Here is a 15,292-nt window from a genome sequence, read left to right as displayed (position 1 = left end):
TCACCGGACACAGGAAGACACGATGCCCACCTCGCCCCTTCCTACGACGTGGTTCCTGTCGGTATCGCTGCTCGCATACAGCGCAGCGCTGGCCGGTATCGCTGGATTCATCAATTCAGTGGCCCTGCTGGTATGGGCGTTCCCGGTGGGCAACCTCACCGCGTTAACTACCCAGGCCGGCATGCACAGCACCTATCCGCTCCTCTATCAAGGCCGCATGATCGCCGCCATCGTGGGCGGATTTTTCCTCGGAGCCACCACCGCAAGCGCGGTGCTAGCTGCCACGCGCACCATCACCAGCCACCGCCACGCCGCGATCCTGGTGACTGAGGCCGCACTGCTAGTCGCCGCAGCCGGCATCGAACACCCCCTCGCCCGAGCCGCGATCGCCGCCGGCGCGTGCGGGCTGCAAAACGCCATGAGCTCCAACTTTCCCGGCATGCCGATTCGGACCACACACTTCACCGGCACCATCACCGACCTCGCGCTGCTCCTAGGCCGCAGCTCTCGCCACGGACTAGACAAACCCAAAGCCACACTGCTGACAACAACCGTGGTGCTATTCATCGCCGGCGCCGCCGCCGGAGTGCTACTCGGCAACCGAATCGGCGATCACGCACTCATCCCCCCCGCCGCCGCCACGCTCGCACTGGCCACCGCCATCACAATGCAACACCGCCGGCACAACTCTCGCCTGGCGTGTGTGACGGTCCAGACTGAACGGTGACTGACGCTGCGCTGCCCCACCGGTCAACTGAACCTTCCTGCGTGCGGTAGTGGCGTCTCGGACGCTGACAGCGTTCAACCGCAACATTGACAAGCGCGTTGGTGTCGCGCTGCATGTCCGCGCGAGCCGACACGTGCTGTGACCGACGAGCGAACGTCAGCACAGTGCGTGGTGATTGAATTGATTACCGCCTAACCGTTTTGCTTGATACATCGCCGCGTCGGCGGCCGTTATAAGTTCCTCGAGGACCGACTTGAGTTCGCCATTTGCATTGTCACAAAGATCGGCGCATGCAGTACCGATGCTGGCGGTAACTCCAGCGGTCGAGTCCGCGATGGCCTTGCACATGTTGGCAGCTATCGCCTCAGCGTTGCAGGACGCCGAAGTGCCGGCCACGAGGAACTCCTCACCACCGCTGCGCGCTACCACGGCCTGACCGTCGGCCGCGGCCAGTAACGCCTTGGCGACTTGGACCAGCGCACGATCGCCCGCGGCGTGGCCGCGACGGTCGTTGAGGGCTTTGAAGTTGTCGAGATCGATCAGCAAGACCACCAGGTGCGCATCGATGCCGCGGCGAGCCACGATCATCCCCAGCGCGTTGTGCTGGAACGCGCGCCGGTTGAGTAAACCGGTCAGCGGGTCGCGGTCGGCGCGCAGCAGATCACCGGAAAGGGCGCGCACCAAGACCCGAATGGCCAGCGGTAGGGCGATGTTGACCTCGACCACCAACCAAGAGTCGACGGCGGCCAGGCTCGGGTGTCCGGACTCGGCGAGCCGCACCGCTTCATAGCAACCCACAGCGGCGGCGACGGCGAAGTTGTACAACACGAATCCGGTCGTGTGGAAGAACGCCATGTAAGCGCCGAACGTCGCAAACGCGATACATCCGATGAGCGCGGCCAACGGGTTCGGATGCGCCAGGCATGCTAGCGCGACGGACATGTTGCACGTCAATGCGAAGGCCACCGACTGAGAGCGGGTCGGCCAGCGCCACACCCACAGCAGCATTGCCGCCAAACCTCCGGCGACTGCGACCCAGGTCATCGCAATTGGTAGTGCTCCGCGGGGGCCATCCGAGCCGGCCATCAGCGCGAAAAGACACAACACCATCGAGCCCGCAATGAACGCCATCAGAGCCCGAGTGGCACCGCTGATGCCCCGCGCCGCTAGGTATCCGGAGAGCCAGTCGTACTGATCGGCCCGCCACCACCGGCTGAAGGACGCGGTCATCATCGACTCTTGCTCGTTCCAATCGCTACCGCCGGTCGCCGGCTGCCAGGTGCTTGGGCGTGTTGTGGTTGTGTTCAGGCCGAGCCGATTATGGCTGAGCGGCCCTAAGCACGTTGGCGCATCGGACCAACTCTCAAAACGAACATAATTAACGATCGTGTCGAGATGCGGCGCCCAGTGGCCGTTCGGCGCCTAGCGTCTTAACGCAGAAGCGCGGCAAGCTGGGTTATCGAGGCGTCGGAAGCGATCTGCGCCCATACGGTTTTGCCCCTGGACGTCGGGTTGTTACCCCAGCTGCGGCAAAGCACGGCGACGATATCCAGCCCCGTTGGAATGCCGCCGGGTGGCCGTTCCCGCCGGATGGCCGGGGCTGCGCTTTCATCCGACACTGCCACGACAATGTCGTCGTCAGCGCTCTCCAACCGCAGGTCGCAGCCATTGCTGGTGTAACGCAGCGCATTCTCGACCAGGATCGTGGCCACCGTGTGTGCGACAGGCGCTTTGGTCGGCATCGACCACCGCGTCAGATGATCGCAAACAAAAAATCGCATCGCCCCGATGGTGGACTCGTGCGGGCCGACTCGCATCACAGCGCGGCGACGGTAGCGGCACGTGCCTTGACCGATAGCCATTGTTGCCGCGGCCACGCTGGCGTAGACGGGAACGTAGCGCGAAATAGACAGACGCGCGAGCCGCTGATGAACAGCAGGCTTGGCGCAAGCCAGCGCGATGACAACTTCCGGCCACTGGCACACATGCCATCGGGCGCTGGTGAACGCCGCCCAGCCAGAGTCATCCGGTACCTCGAGATCGTCGACGTCGACGATCACGGCGGTGCACTGGTCGAGCGCAGCCTTGATGACCGCGTCTCGCGCTTGGCGGTAAGTACGAGCGTCGAGGACGCCACTCAAGCGGATCACTGCCACGCCGCGGAAGGCCTCAGCGAACGCCGTCAACACGGTGCGCCCCCTTCAACTACGACGCCGCAGGAAACAGTGACTCTACTGTCGCAGCGTGGCTACCGCGAGACCCCGCGCCATCTGATGCGTTGAGGCGCCGAGAGTTAGCTGTCGAACACCTGAGATCCTGGCTGACGATGGACGAGATTGAATCGGTGCGTCAGATCTGGCAGTCGTTGGGCTTGCCGGGACTGGTTGACGTGCATGTGCACTTCATGCCCAAACCAGTAATGGATAAGGTCTGGCGATACTTCGACGACGCCGGTCCACTGGTGGGGCGCCCCTGGCCGATCGCCTACCGGACCGACGAGCAGCGTCGGTTGGAGACGCTGCGCGGATTCGGGGTTCGGGCATTCACGTCGCTGGTCTATCCCCATAAACCTGAGATGGCGGCGTGGCTCAACGAGTGGGCGGCCGCGTTCGCCGCCCAAACGCCGGACTGCCTGCACACGGCGACGCTTTACCCGGAGCCCGGCGTCGAAGCCTACGTCCGGCGAGCACTCGACGAGGGCGCACGAGTGTTCAAGTCGCACATACAAGTTGGCCGCTATGACCCTACCGACCCGCTACTCGATTCCGCCTGGGGCGCGATCGAGGACGCGGGAGTTCCCGTCGTCATCCACTGTGGTTCTGGGCCCGCGCCGGGTGAACACACCGGACCTGCGCCAGTCGCCGCTCTCCTCAAGCGCCATCCCCGACTCCGCTTGGTCGTCGCGCACATGGGCATGCCGGAGTACACCGAGTTCCTCGATTTGGTGGACCGCTATCGCGACGTCCGACTCGACACGACTATGGCGTTCACTCCCTTTGTGGAGGAGACCATGCCCTTCCCACAGTCGCAATACGCCCGGTTGCGCGACCACGGCGACCGCATCCTGTTCGGCAGCGACTTCCCCAACATCCCGTATGGCTTTGTCGACGCCATACGCGTCCTTACGCGGTTGCCCGGCATCGACGACGATTGGCTGCGGCAGGTCCTTTTTCACAATGCCGCTCAACTTTTCAGTCTCTCCGGCGGGCGGTTACGCACTTGATTCAACCCGATTCCGGTGTGGCGCGAGGCTTTCGAAGGTGCCGCGGGTTCGGCGGGAGCCACGGTGGACACTTAGCGCACGATGTAGGCCGTTGCCGCACTCGCAAATACTTGATCGACCGCGATGTGTTGAACTAGGTGATGTTGCTTCTTCTGTGCGGGCGGCAAGTCGGATTGTGAACTTGCGGCATAACTCTCCGAGGATGAGCGGCGTGATTACACACCGCGGGTCGGCGCTGCGGACCGCGAACTGGCTGATGCACATGGCGCTGCCGATGCTGGCGCTCTGGTTGCTGCTGGCCCGACCCAAAGTCGATCTGGCCTGGGACAACCGGGGGGCGCACTTCGTGCTGGTGTTATCGGCCGCAGCAGTGAGTGTGGGGTTGGGTGCCTCGATCGCACGGGCGGCCCGGGCTCGTGACGACGCGCGCCTGTGGTTGGTGTCCCTGGTCTTCGTGACCACCGCCGGCTTCTTCGGTGTGCATGCGCTGTTCACACCCGGGGTGCTGCTGGACACGTCGGACGCGGAGTTCATGCTTCCGACGCGGATGGGCCTGGTGTTGGCCGGGATCGTCGCGCTGGCCTCCGCGATCACCTTCAGCCCCGAAAGAAACGCCCGGCTGTGGTCGTTGCGCCGGCCGCTGTCCGTTTTGATCGCGGCACTGATGGTGTGTTGCGCGGTGGTCGTCTGTCTGGGACTGCTCGACCGGCTCCCGGACCAAGACCTGGTGGAAAGCGTCGAACAGGACGCGGCCATGGCGGGATGCGTGCTATTCGCACTGGCCGCTCTTGCGTATTTCCCGATCTATCGTCGGCGTCCGGCTGTGGTCGTCATGTCGGTCCTCACGTCGTTCGTCTTGCTGGCAGAGGCGTCAGTGGCATTGGCACTGGGGATGAGCTGGCATGCGTCGTGGTGGCTATGGCACTTACTCATGACGACCGCCTTCTGCTTCATCGCCTACAGCGCGCGGGTCCAATTCCACCGGGAAGGTTCGGCACGGGGGTTGTTCGATGCACTTGCCACCCGGCAGACCATCGCGGAGTTGCGCCGCGATTACGCCGCGGCCCTGGAGGCGATGGTCGATATGCTGCAACGCCGCGAACGTGGCGAGCGGGTGCCGCCAGGTGCGGTCACCGGAGGCCTCGCCGAACGATTCGGGTTGACCGAACAGCAGGTCGCCGTTCTCAAACGCAGCGCCGAAGCGCTCGGTGCCGAACGCGAGCGGGTACGCAAGCTGGGCAGGCTAGTCGCCGTCGGCCGGGAATCCAGCGTCATTCAGGACGAGGATGCTCTGCTGGAAGGGGTGATGGCTGCCGTCACCGAGGCCTTCCCCGACGACGAGATTCGACTGGGCCTGTTACACGCCGGAGAGCTGCGCTTCCAGGACGACGCTGCCGGTCAGGCCTGCGACTCGGATCTCAAAGCGGATCCCGCGGAGCAAGCCGACGCCCTGCAGCTTCCCCTGATGGTCAAAGGCCAAGTCGCAGGAGTGATCACAGCCCGACGGCCGGGCGGGACCTTCGCCGACGCGGATGTCGCTCTGCTGCGCTCGTTCGCTACCCAATCGTCGATCGCGTTGGAGAATGCTCGCCTTTACCGTCACCTCGACGGACTATTTCGCAGTTACATGTCGCCCGCGGTGGCGACCGCGCTGCTTGCCGACCCGGATCAGGCGGGGCTGGGCGGCGCGATCACCGATGTGACCGTCCTGATGGCTGACCTGCGGGGCTTCACCGCATTCACCGAAGCGCACTCTCCCGAGCAGGTTGTCACCATGCTCAATACCTACTACGGCGCCATCGTCCCGGTCATTCTCGACAGTGGCGGCACCGTCACACAGTTCGTCGGGGACGCTGTGATGGCGATCTGGGGCGCGCCGGTACGCCAGCCCGACCACGCGAGACTGGCCGCGTGCGCCGGGCTCGCATTGCACCATGTGGTTGAGCAAGTCGCCGCCGGCCACCCCGACTGGCCGCGTTTCCGGGTAGGGATCAACACCGGTCCAGCCGTGGTGGGCAACATCGGTGCCGCAGAGATGCGCAACTTCACCGCCATCGGTGACACCACCAACCTGGCGGCGCGGCTGCAGAGCCTGGCCCCGGCAGGCGAAGTGGTCATCGGACCCGGAACAGTGGCTGCGCTCGGTGATGCCGCCCGGGTGAGCGAGCACGGCTGGGTGAAGGTCAAAGGCAAACGCGACCCGGTCCGGGTCTGCGTGTTGCACGAAATAAGGGAACCGAAATGAGGGAAAGTGCTGTCGCGGGATGGCGATTCCGCGCTCATGGCCCGACATCTCGCCCCAACCATTTTCGGCTGATTGCCGCGTAGGTGCCGTCGTTGTCGGCGATGGTGAGCCATTGATTGACCCACTCCTGAGTCTGCTTCGCGCTCAACGGAATTAAGTAGGCCTTCTGGATGGTATTGAACGGGTGGTCGAGGTCGCCGGCGCACAGCTGGGGATGCTGGGTTGTCTGGTAACGGATTTCACTGCCGTCGGTGATCATCACATCGGCTCGACCCGTGATGATCTGCTCGAAGATCGTATTGTTGTCGGGGTAATCGATGACTGTCGCGTGCTGCAGGTTCGCGCGATCGAACTGCGCGTTCGTGCCATCGGGGTTGACGATGACGCGTACCCCGGTCCGGTCGATGTCGTTGAGCGACCGGTACTTCGACCGGTCAACACAACGCGCGATCGCGGCCTTGCCGTCGCGCAGGTACGGCCGCGAATACAGCGCATCCCGCGCACGGTCGGCAGTAATGGTGATTCCGCCCATCGCCACGTCGCAACGCTTGCCCAGATCCTGCAGCACAGCCGACCAGGTGGTCGCCACGATCTCGAGTGTGACGGCGAGACGGCGGGCCATATCGGCAGCCATGTCGATATCCAATCCGCTCCATTGACCGCGGATATCACGATAGGTGAACGGCAGGTAGTCGCCGGTGCTACAGACGCGCACCACGCCGGCGTGGGAGATTCGACGCAAATCGTCTTGTCCACCTTGGTCTTCCGATCGGCATGATCCGATCACGACCGCGACCGCAACGGCCAGCAGCGCGAGATGTCGTCTCTTCGGGGCCTGGGCTGACGGCAGAAGCATGCGACCAGTGTTGGCGCTGCCCATGGTCGCCGCAATGCCGGCCGCGCCGCCTTCGATACACAGCTGGGTATAGTTCGATATATTCAGCAAACCGTGGGCCAAGAGGGGGTTCTTGTGACGGCGACGCATGTTTGGGCGACGCGAACGACGTCGACCGTCTTCGTCGTCTCCGTGGCGGCTTTCTTGGCCAGTCTGGACCTGTTCATCGTCAACATCGCCTTCCCCGAGATGCGGGTGGCGTTCGGCAACACCGACCTCAGTGCCATGTCGTGGATCCTCAATGGCTACACCGTGGTCTTTGCCGCCTTCCTCAACCCGGCCGGTCGACTCGGAGATCGCTACGGACACCGCCGGTTGTTCCTCTGGGGGCTGGCGCTGTTCATGGCCGGATCCGTAGCGTGCGGGTGCGCGGTGTCGTTCGCGATGTTGGTCGCCTCCCGCGTCGTTCAGGCCGTCGGCGCGGCGATGCTCATGCCGAGCTCCCTGGCCCTGTTGATGGCATCCGTCCCGGCCGCACGGCGGGCAGTGGCGGTGAGCACTTGGTCGGCAGCCGGCGCCATGGCGGCCGCGTTGGGACCACCAATTGGTGGCGTCCTCGTCGACCTGTCGTGGCGGTGGATTTTTCTGGTCAATATCCCTTTTGGGCTGCTTGCGCTGGCAGTCGGCCCCTGGGTTCTGGTCAGAACCGACAACACCGGCACCGGGGTGCCCGATGTGTTCGGCGCGCTGAGCTTGGTCATCGGGATCGCAGCGTTGGTATGGGCCTTGGTTGAGCTACCCGCCGCCGGGTCGGTGGTAAAAGTTTATTGCGCGGCCGCACTGGCCGTTGCTGCGATCACTGTGACCGTCTGGCGTTCCCGCCGGCACCACACCCCTGCCATCGACCTTGCAGCCGTGCGAGTCCTACCGATGTGGTCCAGCAGTGTGGCGTTGTTTTTGTTCGCTGCGGCCTTCGGCGCGATGCTGCTGGGCAGCGTCATGCTGTTCACCGACATCTGGCACCAGAGGCCGGTGATCGCAGGTTTGTGCCTGTCCCCGGGACCCGTTGTGGTAGTGCTGGTTTCGCTGACGATCACCGGCCGACTGATCAATCGCTACGGCGTCGGCTTCGTCGCCGCGGGCGGAGCGGTGATATACGCCGTCGGCGTCATGGTGTGGCTCTGTCGGGTGAGCCTTGAACCGCATTATCTGGCCGACTACTTACCCGGCCAACTGTGCACCGGCGTCGGCGTCGGCCTTGTCATGCCCAGCCTGTCAGCTGTCAGCGGCCGCGCGCTACCGGCTCACCAATGGGGCGCCGGGTCAGCGCTTACGAACACCGCCCGTCAACTGGGAACGGTTCTCGGCACCGCCGTCCTGACCGTGCTTTACCAACCTCGCGTCACCATGACTTCGGTTCGGGACGGCTGGGAACTGACGACTGCTGCAGCAGGATCAGCGGCGCTGATCGCCACTGCCCTGGCGCTGCGGTGGCAGAAGCCGCCGATTCAATTTCGGGCAACGGGGTAGATATCGGCTATGAACCTGCATGACGCCCTCGGCAGCGTTGAAGAAGTCGAGGTCCTCGACGCGCCCGCCGGTGCCGCCTCCCGCATTGCCGCACGACTGATTGGCGGCGGCCGCGTGGCCAAGGCCCTGCGCGGATCGTGGCTCGGCCATCCGGTGCACCCGCTGTTGATCACGGTTCCGATCGGCACATGGATGACGTCGGCGGTCTTCGACATCGTCTTCAAAGACGCGACCACAGCGCGCCGACTTTTGGCGGTCGGCCTGGCCGCTGCCCCGCCCACCATCGTGGCGGGGTGGGCTGACTACGCCTTGCTCAACCGACGACAGCAGCGGGTAGGACTGGTGCACGCCGGGTCGAACTTCGTCGGTGTGGTCTTGTTCTGGTTGGCGCACCGGGCCTATCGCCGTGATCGGTTAGGGGCGGCTCGCGCCTTCACCCTGTTGGGCTTGACCGCGATCAGCGTCGGCGGCGCGCTGGGAGGTCACCTGTCCTACGCACAAGGCGCCGGCATGTTCCGGTGGGAACCACTGCGCGCTCTGACCAATCGGAGCCCGGTCGAATACCGACGCGCCGCGTAAGCGACTCAACCCAATTGGGCGCTGATATAGCTGACCGCGTGACGGAATTCGGCAAGGACCTCGTTATCCGGTAGTACGAAGCCGTGCTCGTCATACAGCTGTTCGGTGGCGTATTCGGTGACGGTCCAACCGGTGGCAGCCAGGTGTTCGGCGGCTGGGCGGCGCGGACCCGCCCACACCAAGTCCGCAACGTCGATATCCAGGCCGTGCTTGCGCCAGGCGGTGCGCATCGCGCGGGCTCGCTCGTCGGTGAACACGCTCATGTCCGTGATGTTCTCGGTGGCCAACCGGCTTCCCGGTGCACTGAGTGCGGTGATGTTGTCCAGCAGCCGGTCTTGGGCGTCCGGCGGAAGGTAGGGCAGCAGTCCTTCGGCGATCCAGGCGGTCGGCGCGGTGGTGTCAAAGAAATTGTCTCGCAACGCCTGCGGCCAGTCCTCGCGCAGGTCAATCCCCACCGCCCGGCGTTCGGTGGTGGCTTCGGCGCCGATTTGGGCCAGCGTGGTGCTTTTGAAGGCGATGACCTCGGGCTGGTCCACCTCGAACACCACGGTGCCCGCGGGCCAGGACAGCCGGTAGGCGCGCGCGTCGAGTCCGGAAGCCAAGATAACGGCCTGTCGTAGACCGTCATTGGTAGCGGTGCGGAAGAAGTCGTCGAAGAACCTGGTGCGCACCGCGATCTGCTCGCGCCGCTGCTGCAGCGTAATCGGCACTTCTTCGTCGGTGTCGAACGGGATCTCCCCGTCGAGCATGCGCGTGAAGAATGGATGCCCGACCGCTCTTACCAGCGGTTCGGCGAACCGGTCGTCGAGCAGCGGATCTGGGTCACGAGATGCCAACGCCCGGGCGGAGGCGACCATCGTTGCGGTCGCTCCCACACTGGATGCCAGATCCCAGGTGTCCCCTTCGCTGCGCGCCGAACCAAGTGATGACACCCGCTGCTCCCTTCCCGGACCGGCAACCGATCCACCGGCCCCCAACCATCGCATCGTACGTTCAGCCACGCGCCGTTTCAGTAGCGGCGTCCAGCGACCGCCTCACCGTCTTCTCAAGCCATCCAACAGTTGCTGGATGGCGGTGTAGACGTCCCGGCGGAGGATTTTTCGTTTCGCCGGTGACGCTTCGGCGAGAGCAACGCCAGCATGGGTGATCATTCCCGTCATAAGTTGCGCCATGGCGTCCACAGGTACGTCGGACGGGAAGATCTTGGTCTCGATGGCGCTGTTGAGCAGCGTGCGGATGTTGGCATAGGTGTATTGGTCTTCGCATTCCCGCCACCGCTTCCACCCGAGCGCGACGGGACCTTCCACATAGATGAGTCGGCCGACTACTGGGTCGACACATGCATCGAGGGTGACTTCGAGCGCGGCCAGCGCGCCACGCCACAAATCGTCTGGATGCTTGGCGACGGCTGCCAGCACTTTGCTTTGCGCCTCCTCGTCGCATTGTCTCAGCACCTCTTCGAACAATGCGCGCTTATCCGAGAAGTGGTGGTAGACCGCGCCTTTGGTGACTCTCACGGCTGCGGCGATGTCGGCGATCGAGGTCGCCGCGAAGCCGTCCTGGGCAAACGCGGATGCGGCGGCGGCTAACAACGCTTGACGGGTTTGTTCGGCGTATTCCTCGCGGCGGGTCTTGACAGCGTCCACGGCCCTGAGCATAGTCATCCGTAGGTCACATACTCCGGGTATGTGACAGTCCTTGAGTATCCGCCATCGCAGAGGAGCTGACCCCGATGGACGTCAACACCCTCGATCTACATCGCCAGTTCGCCACCATCTCGTCGGGACCGGTGAGCTACCTTGACGTCGGCCGCGGCCGAACTGCCGTTTTCATTCATGGTGTTGTCACCAATAGCTTGCTATGGCGAAACGTCATCTCCGCCGTCGCTTCGGCGGACCGTCGTTGTATCGCCATGGACCTGCCTGGTCATGGACATACGCCTGCAGCCACCATTGAGGCCGATGTCTCGCTCACAGCTCTGGCTAATCGCGTGATCGAGCTGTGTGATCACTTGAAGCTTGATCAGATTGATTTGATTGGCAATGACACCGGCGGTGCGGTGGCTCAGATAGCCGCAACGCGCCTGCGAAACAGGTTGGCAACATTGACCTTAACCAACTGTGATACAGAAGGCAACGTTCCGCCACCGCTGTTCAAGCCGGTGGTCTTCACCGCACGGTGGCCTCGTATCTTTGCGCGGGTGGGGCCATGGGCAGCGGCTCATCCACGACTGATGCGTGTGCTTCTAGCGGCGGGTTACCAAGATATTCAACGGGTGCCGGCGCAGATCCTCACCGCCTATTGGCAACCGGTTCTCGGCACCGGCGATCGGGCGCGTTCATTCGCGCATTTACTGGCATCCATCGATTCCGACGACCTAGCGGCCGTCACACCTCAACTTCGCCAACTGCACGTGCCCACCCTGATTGCTTGGGGCACAGGTGATCCCTTCTTTCGACTCAAATGGGCACATCGGCTTGCCGAGCTCATTCCTGGCACTACCAAAGTCGCGACAATCCGCGGGGGACGTCTGTTTTTCCCCGACGAACGGGCAGCAGAGTTCGTGGAGTTGCTACAAGAGCATTGGGGCCTTGGCATACGGCCGCCATATCAATCCACTTGACATATATCAGGCCGGTTGATATCAAGGGTCTATGACGCAACCGACTCAAGAGATGTTCGAATCCGCTTACCAGGGCAAGGCTCCGGAGATGGGAGAGGGCAGTCGCCCACCGTGGAGCATCGGTGAACCGCAACCGGAGATTGCGGCTCTGATTGCGGCAGACAAGTTCCACGGGGACGTACTCGACGCGGGTTGTGGCGAGGCGGCGGTGTCGCTGTACCTTGCCGAACGCGGCTTCACCACGGTTGGCCTGGATCAGTCGCCCACCGCAGTGGCATTGGCGCGCGAGGAAGCCGCGAGGCGCGGGCTTTCCAACGCCAGCTTTGCCGTCGCAGACATCAGCGCCTTCACCAGCTACCCGCCCGGATCAGAGAGCCGCTTCGGGACGATCGTCGACAGCACCCTGTTTCACTCGATGCCCGTCGAGTTGCGTGACGGCTACCAGCAGTCCATCGTGCGCGCCGCGGCGCCCGGAGCATCCTACTTCGTCTTGGTCTTCGACCGCGGCAGCATGCCTGCCGACGGACCGGTCAATGCGGTGACGGAGGACGAGTTGCGCGAGGTCGTCTCGAAATATTGGGTGATCGACGAGATCCGGCCGGCACGGATTCACGCCAACGTGCCGGACAACGTCTTAGCCAACTTCGAGGCGTTCGCCGGTGCCGACATCCGCGATGAGGGGAGCGGCCGCAAATCCGTGCGCGCCTGGTTGCTTTCGGCCCACCTTGGTTGATCAGGCGTCTGCCGAGCGCTAACGGGCGGTGATCGCCAGGACGGCGACATCGTCGTCGGGCTCGAGTTTGGGTATCAACGCGGCGAGGTCGTCGACGAGTCCGCGGGCGCCCATCGCCGCGCGCTGACGGGCGAAGGCAGCCAAGTCCTCCTCCCCGAAGGGGAAACGGCTGTGGCGAGCTTCGATGAGCCCGTCGGTATAGAACAGCAGTGTCTGGCCCGGCTGCAGGTGCAACCTGCACGCGTCGAAGGTGGCGCTGGGGGTGGCGCCCACCAGCATTCCCCCGCTGGACCGGATCTTCTCCGCCGTACCGCTGCCGGCGTCCAAGCGCAGCGCCGGCGGATGCCCTCCGGTGGCCATGGTGATCTCGAAGCCACCGCCGTCACCACTGGACCGCAGCGTCCCGAACAGCACCGTGCAGAACCGCCGCGGATTCATCTCTTTCAGCAACACCGTGTTCAGTTGGGCCAACCCCTCGGTGGGGTCGCTTATGTGCAAGGCGGCCGATCGCAGTGTGTAGCGGATCAGTGACGTCACGACGGCGGCTTCGGCACCGTGGCCCTCGACGTCGCCGATGAAGAACGCCCACCGCTGATCGTCCAAGGCGAAAACGTCGTAGAAGTCGCCTCCGACCTGCCGGGCGGAAGCTGGGTGATACAGGCAAGCCAGGGCCAACCCGGGAATGTCGGGCAGCGCCGGCGGTAACAGCGTGCGCTGCAGGACGGTTGCGTACTGCTCGATCAGGTCGCGCTCCCGCTCGGCAATGTCGCGGTCCAACCGTGCGTCGTCACGGGCTTGGCGCGCCGCGTCCCGCCCGCGGCGGGCGTCGTCGCGGGCATATTCGGCAGCACCCCGTAATCGCCGTTCCACCCGCACCGCGTCGAGGGACGACAACCGCAGCTCCAGCTGTTCCATCACGATTGCCGCCAAGTCCTGCAGGATGCTCAGCTGCTTCTCCGAAGCGGTGGCGACCTTGGTGTCCATCACCGCAACCACACCCAGTCGGTGTCCTTCAAAACTCACGATGGGCGCGCTGGCGTAAAACCGGATACCGCGCTCCTCGACGAATCGATTGTGGGCAGTGCGGGAATCGGTCAGCGTGTCGGACACCACGTAGGGTGTGTCGCTCACGACGGCCGACCCGCACAGCCCCTCGTCGCGCGGGATTTGCCGCAATGACTCCAGCCCGTGCACGCCCATGAACCAGATGCGATCGTGACCGACAACGGACACCACCGCTATCGGTGCGTCGAAGACGTGAGCGGCCAAGCCTGCGATCCGGCCGAATACCCGATTGGGCGGCGCGTCGAGTACCTGGTAGCGCTCGACCGCACGCAGGCGCGCGGCCTCATCGTCGCCAGTGAAGTTGCGATCCCCGGAGTTAATCGTCTATCTCCCAGTCGAACTGTCATGCGTATCTCGATTAGCCGTTGCTGGACAAGCGAGTAATACCCAAGATCGGTCGTGATCAGTGCACGAGACGGTGATTGCGGTGGTTTTAGCGGCTTGGTCGGGTGAATATGCGCCGCACCGGCTTCAGTCAGGGAGCGTGCAGGTGGGGAACCAACCGGGTTCAGCCAGCCAGACCGCGGTATCTTTGCCATCGCGGCGGTAGGGGGTAACAATGCATCCGCTGATGTAACTCAAGGTGCAACGGGACCCGCGGGTACCGCACGAGCATCAGACGAGGACAGCGTCTTCCGCCCGGTGGTTGGTGGTGGTACGGAATCTGTCCCGGTAGTTCTTTGGTGAGACACCGAGATTCTCCACGAACGCCCTGCGGAGAGTTTCTGTGCTGCCGAAACCGGACAACCGCGCTGTGTCGCTGACCGTGTGCCCCGCGTCAAGGGCTGCTCGCGCCGCATCGATACGCACCATCTCGACGTAGCGGGCCGGAGTCATGCCGAGTTCGGATTGAAACAGCCTGGTCAACTGGCGCGTACTCAAGCACGCTCTGGCGGCAAGCTTGTTCACGCTATGGTCGTCGGCCGGGTCAGCCGCGATCGCGTCGGTGGCGGGACGCAGGGCCGACTGTGGCGGTGGCTCGGCCTCGACGAGCACAGAAAACTGCGACTGGCCGCCCGCCCGTTTGAGATAGACCACTAACGACCGGGCGACCTCTCGAACCAACTCGGCGCCATGATCCTGCTCGACCAACGCCAGCGCAAGGTCGATCCCTGCCGACACTCCCGCCGAAGTGAAGACGTTGCCGTCGCGCACAAAGATTGCGTCCGGTTCCACACGGATGTCGCCGAACACGCGGGCAAACAATCGTGCGTCTCGCCAATGGGTAGTGGCTCGCCGGCCGCTGAGCAAGCCGGCTTGTGCCAACAGGAAAGAACCGGTGCAGATCGAGGCGATCCGGCGGGTGCGGGCCGACACCGACCTGATGGCGTCCACCAGCAAGGGATCGATCGGACGTCGGAACAGGTCGTCGCCGCCCGCGACCATCACGGTGTCGGCGGACTCGATCGACGAAATGTCGTCGGTGACGCCTAACCGCGACCCGATCGAGGTCATCACGTCGCGCCCGCCAAGCGAGGCGGTCTTGATGAGATAGTTGGCGCCCGCCCGGTTAGCTTCGGCGAACACCTCGCCCGCTCCGGCGACATCCAAGAGCGTCACTTCATCGAAGACGACAATCACGACCACCCGCGCGTTTGCCTTCGTTTGTAAAGCCATGATGTGCCCCTCCCGCAGTCGTGATGATGCTCGATCTGCGCTTCTTCACGACGATGGCGGTCCGCTGACGTACTACCGACCACGATGAGTCCCCGAGTCACTATCTTGAGAACTC

14 protein-coding genes are annotated in these 15,292 nt (G+C 63.9%); 7 read left to right on the top strand and 7 right to left on the bottom strand.

From position 1 onward, the window contains the following. The first annotated feature begins 22 nt into the window (after positions 1-22). Entirely contained in the window at positions 23-727 is a 705-nt protein-coding gene (locus I2456_RS00980; protein WP_085072593.1) for a YoaK family protein, read from the top strand. A gap of 156 nt (positions 728-883) precedes the next feature. Here I2456_RS00980 and I2456_RS00975 read toward each other — a convergent pair whose 3' ends face one another. Next, on the bottom strand, positions 884-1,957 hold the full coding sequence (locus I2456_RS00975; RefSeq protein WP_085072580.1) for a GGDEF domain-containing protein: 1,074 nt from the start codon (positions 1,955-1,957) through the stop codon (positions 884-886). A 200-nt stretch (positions 1,958-2,157) separates the two neighbouring features. Beyond that, on the bottom strand, positions 2,158-2,916 hold the full coding sequence (locus I2456_RS00970; protein ID WP_085072581.1) for an STAS domain-containing protein: 759 nt from the start codon (positions 2,914-2,916) through the stop codon (positions 2,158-2,160). Positions 2,917-3,053: 137 nt separating this feature from the next. On the opposite strand from I2456_RS00970, the gene I2456_RS00965 reads away from it, so the two are divergent. Next, entirely contained in the window at positions 3,054-3,950 is an 897-nt protein-coding gene (locus I2456_RS00965; protein WP_085072582.1) for an amidohydrolase family protein, read from the top strand. Positions 3,951-4,161: 211 nt separating this feature from the next. Continuing rightward, positions 4,162-6,195: an adenylate/guanylate cyclase domain-containing protein gene (locus I2456_RS00960; RefSeq protein ID WP_205880195.1), complete on the top strand. Its 2,034-nt coding sequence runs from the start codon at positions 4,162-4,164 to the stop codon at positions 6,193-6,195. Between the two features lie 34 nt (positions 6,196-6,229). Here the strand turns inward: I2456_RS00960 and I2456_RS00955 are convergent, their stop codons facing one another. Further along, on the bottom strand, positions 6,230-7,153 hold the full coding sequence (locus tag I2456_RS00955; protein ID WP_241007832.1) for a transporter substrate-binding domain-containing protein: 924 nt from the start codon (positions 7,151-7,153) through the stop codon (positions 6,230-6,232). A gap of 12 nt (positions 7,154-7,165) precedes the next feature. On the opposite strand from I2456_RS00955, the gene I2456_RS00950 reads away from it, so the two are divergent. Together I2456_RS00950 and I2456_RS00945 are read left to right on the top strand one after the other, a co-directional pair. Beyond that, positions 7,166-8,560: an MFS transporter gene (locus I2456_RS00950; protein ID WP_085072596.1), complete on the top strand. Its 1,395-nt coding sequence runs from the start codon at positions 7,166-7,168 to the stop codon at positions 8,558-8,560. A 9-nt stretch (positions 8,561-8,569) separates the two neighbouring features. Next, the gene (locus I2456_RS00945) at positions 8,570-9,139 is read left to right on the top strand and encodes a DUF2231 domain-containing protein (protein WP_085072583.1); all 570 of its coding nucleotides are present in this window, start codon (positions 8,570-8,572) and stop codon (positions 9,137-9,139) included. A 5-nt stretch (positions 9,140-9,144) separates the two neighbouring features. Here I2456_RS00945 and I2456_RS00940 read toward each other — a convergent pair whose 3' ends face one another. Together I2456_RS00940 and I2456_RS00935 are read right to left on the bottom strand one after the other, a co-directional pair. Then, entirely contained in the window at positions 9,145-10,071 is a 927-nt protein-coding gene (locus I2456_RS00940; protein WP_068158415.1) for a class I SAM-dependent methyltransferase, read from the bottom strand. A 102-nt stretch (positions 10,072-10,173) separates the two neighbouring features. Next, a complete protein-coding gene (locus tag I2456_RS00935) occupies positions 10,174-10,785 on the bottom strand; it encodes a TetR/AcrR family transcriptional regulator (protein WP_163703755.1) in 612 nt (203 codons plus the stop codon). Positions 10,786-10,871: 86 nt separating this feature from the next. On the opposite strand from I2456_RS00935, the gene I2456_RS00930 reads away from it, so the two are divergent. Both I2456_RS00930 and I2456_RS00925 read left to right on the top strand, forming a co-directional pair. After that, entirely contained in the window at positions 10,872-11,762 is an 891-nt protein-coding gene (locus I2456_RS00930) for an alpha/beta fold hydrolase (protein WP_085072584.1), read from the top strand. A 31-nt stretch (positions 11,763-11,793) separates the two neighbouring features. Further along, positions 11,794-12,495, top strand: coding sequence for a class I SAM-dependent methyltransferase (locus I2456_RS00925; RefSeq protein ID WP_085072585.1), 702 nt, complete (start codon positions 11,794-11,796; stop codon positions 12,493-12,495). A gap of 18 nt (positions 12,496-12,513) precedes the next feature. Here I2456_RS00925 and I2456_RS00920 read toward each other — a convergent pair whose 3' ends face one another. Together I2456_RS00920 and I2456_RS00915 are read right to left on the bottom strand one after the other, a co-directional pair. Next, positions 12,514-13,764: a GAF domain-containing SpoIIE family protein phosphatase gene (locus I2456_RS00920; RefSeq protein ID WP_241007831.1), complete on the bottom strand. Its 1,251-nt coding sequence runs from the start codon at positions 13,762-13,764 to the stop codon at positions 12,514-12,516. Between the two features lie 411 nt (positions 13,765-14,175). Continuing rightward, positions 14,176-15,177, bottom strand: a complete 1,002-nt coding sequence (locus I2456_RS00915) for a GlxA family transcriptional regulator (RefSeq protein WP_174814160.1) — start codon at positions 15,175-15,177, stop codon at positions 14,176-14,178. Positions 15,178-15,292 lie beyond the last annotated feature (115 nt).

Origin of the sequence: Mycobacterium kubicae (genome assembly GCF_015689175.1) — a bacterium.
Classification (GTDB): Bacteria; Actinomycetota; Actinomycetes; order Mycobacteriales; family Mycobacteriaceae; genus Mycobacterium; species Mycobacterium kubicae.
This window is presented reverse-complemented; position numbering and strand designations above follow the sequence as displayed.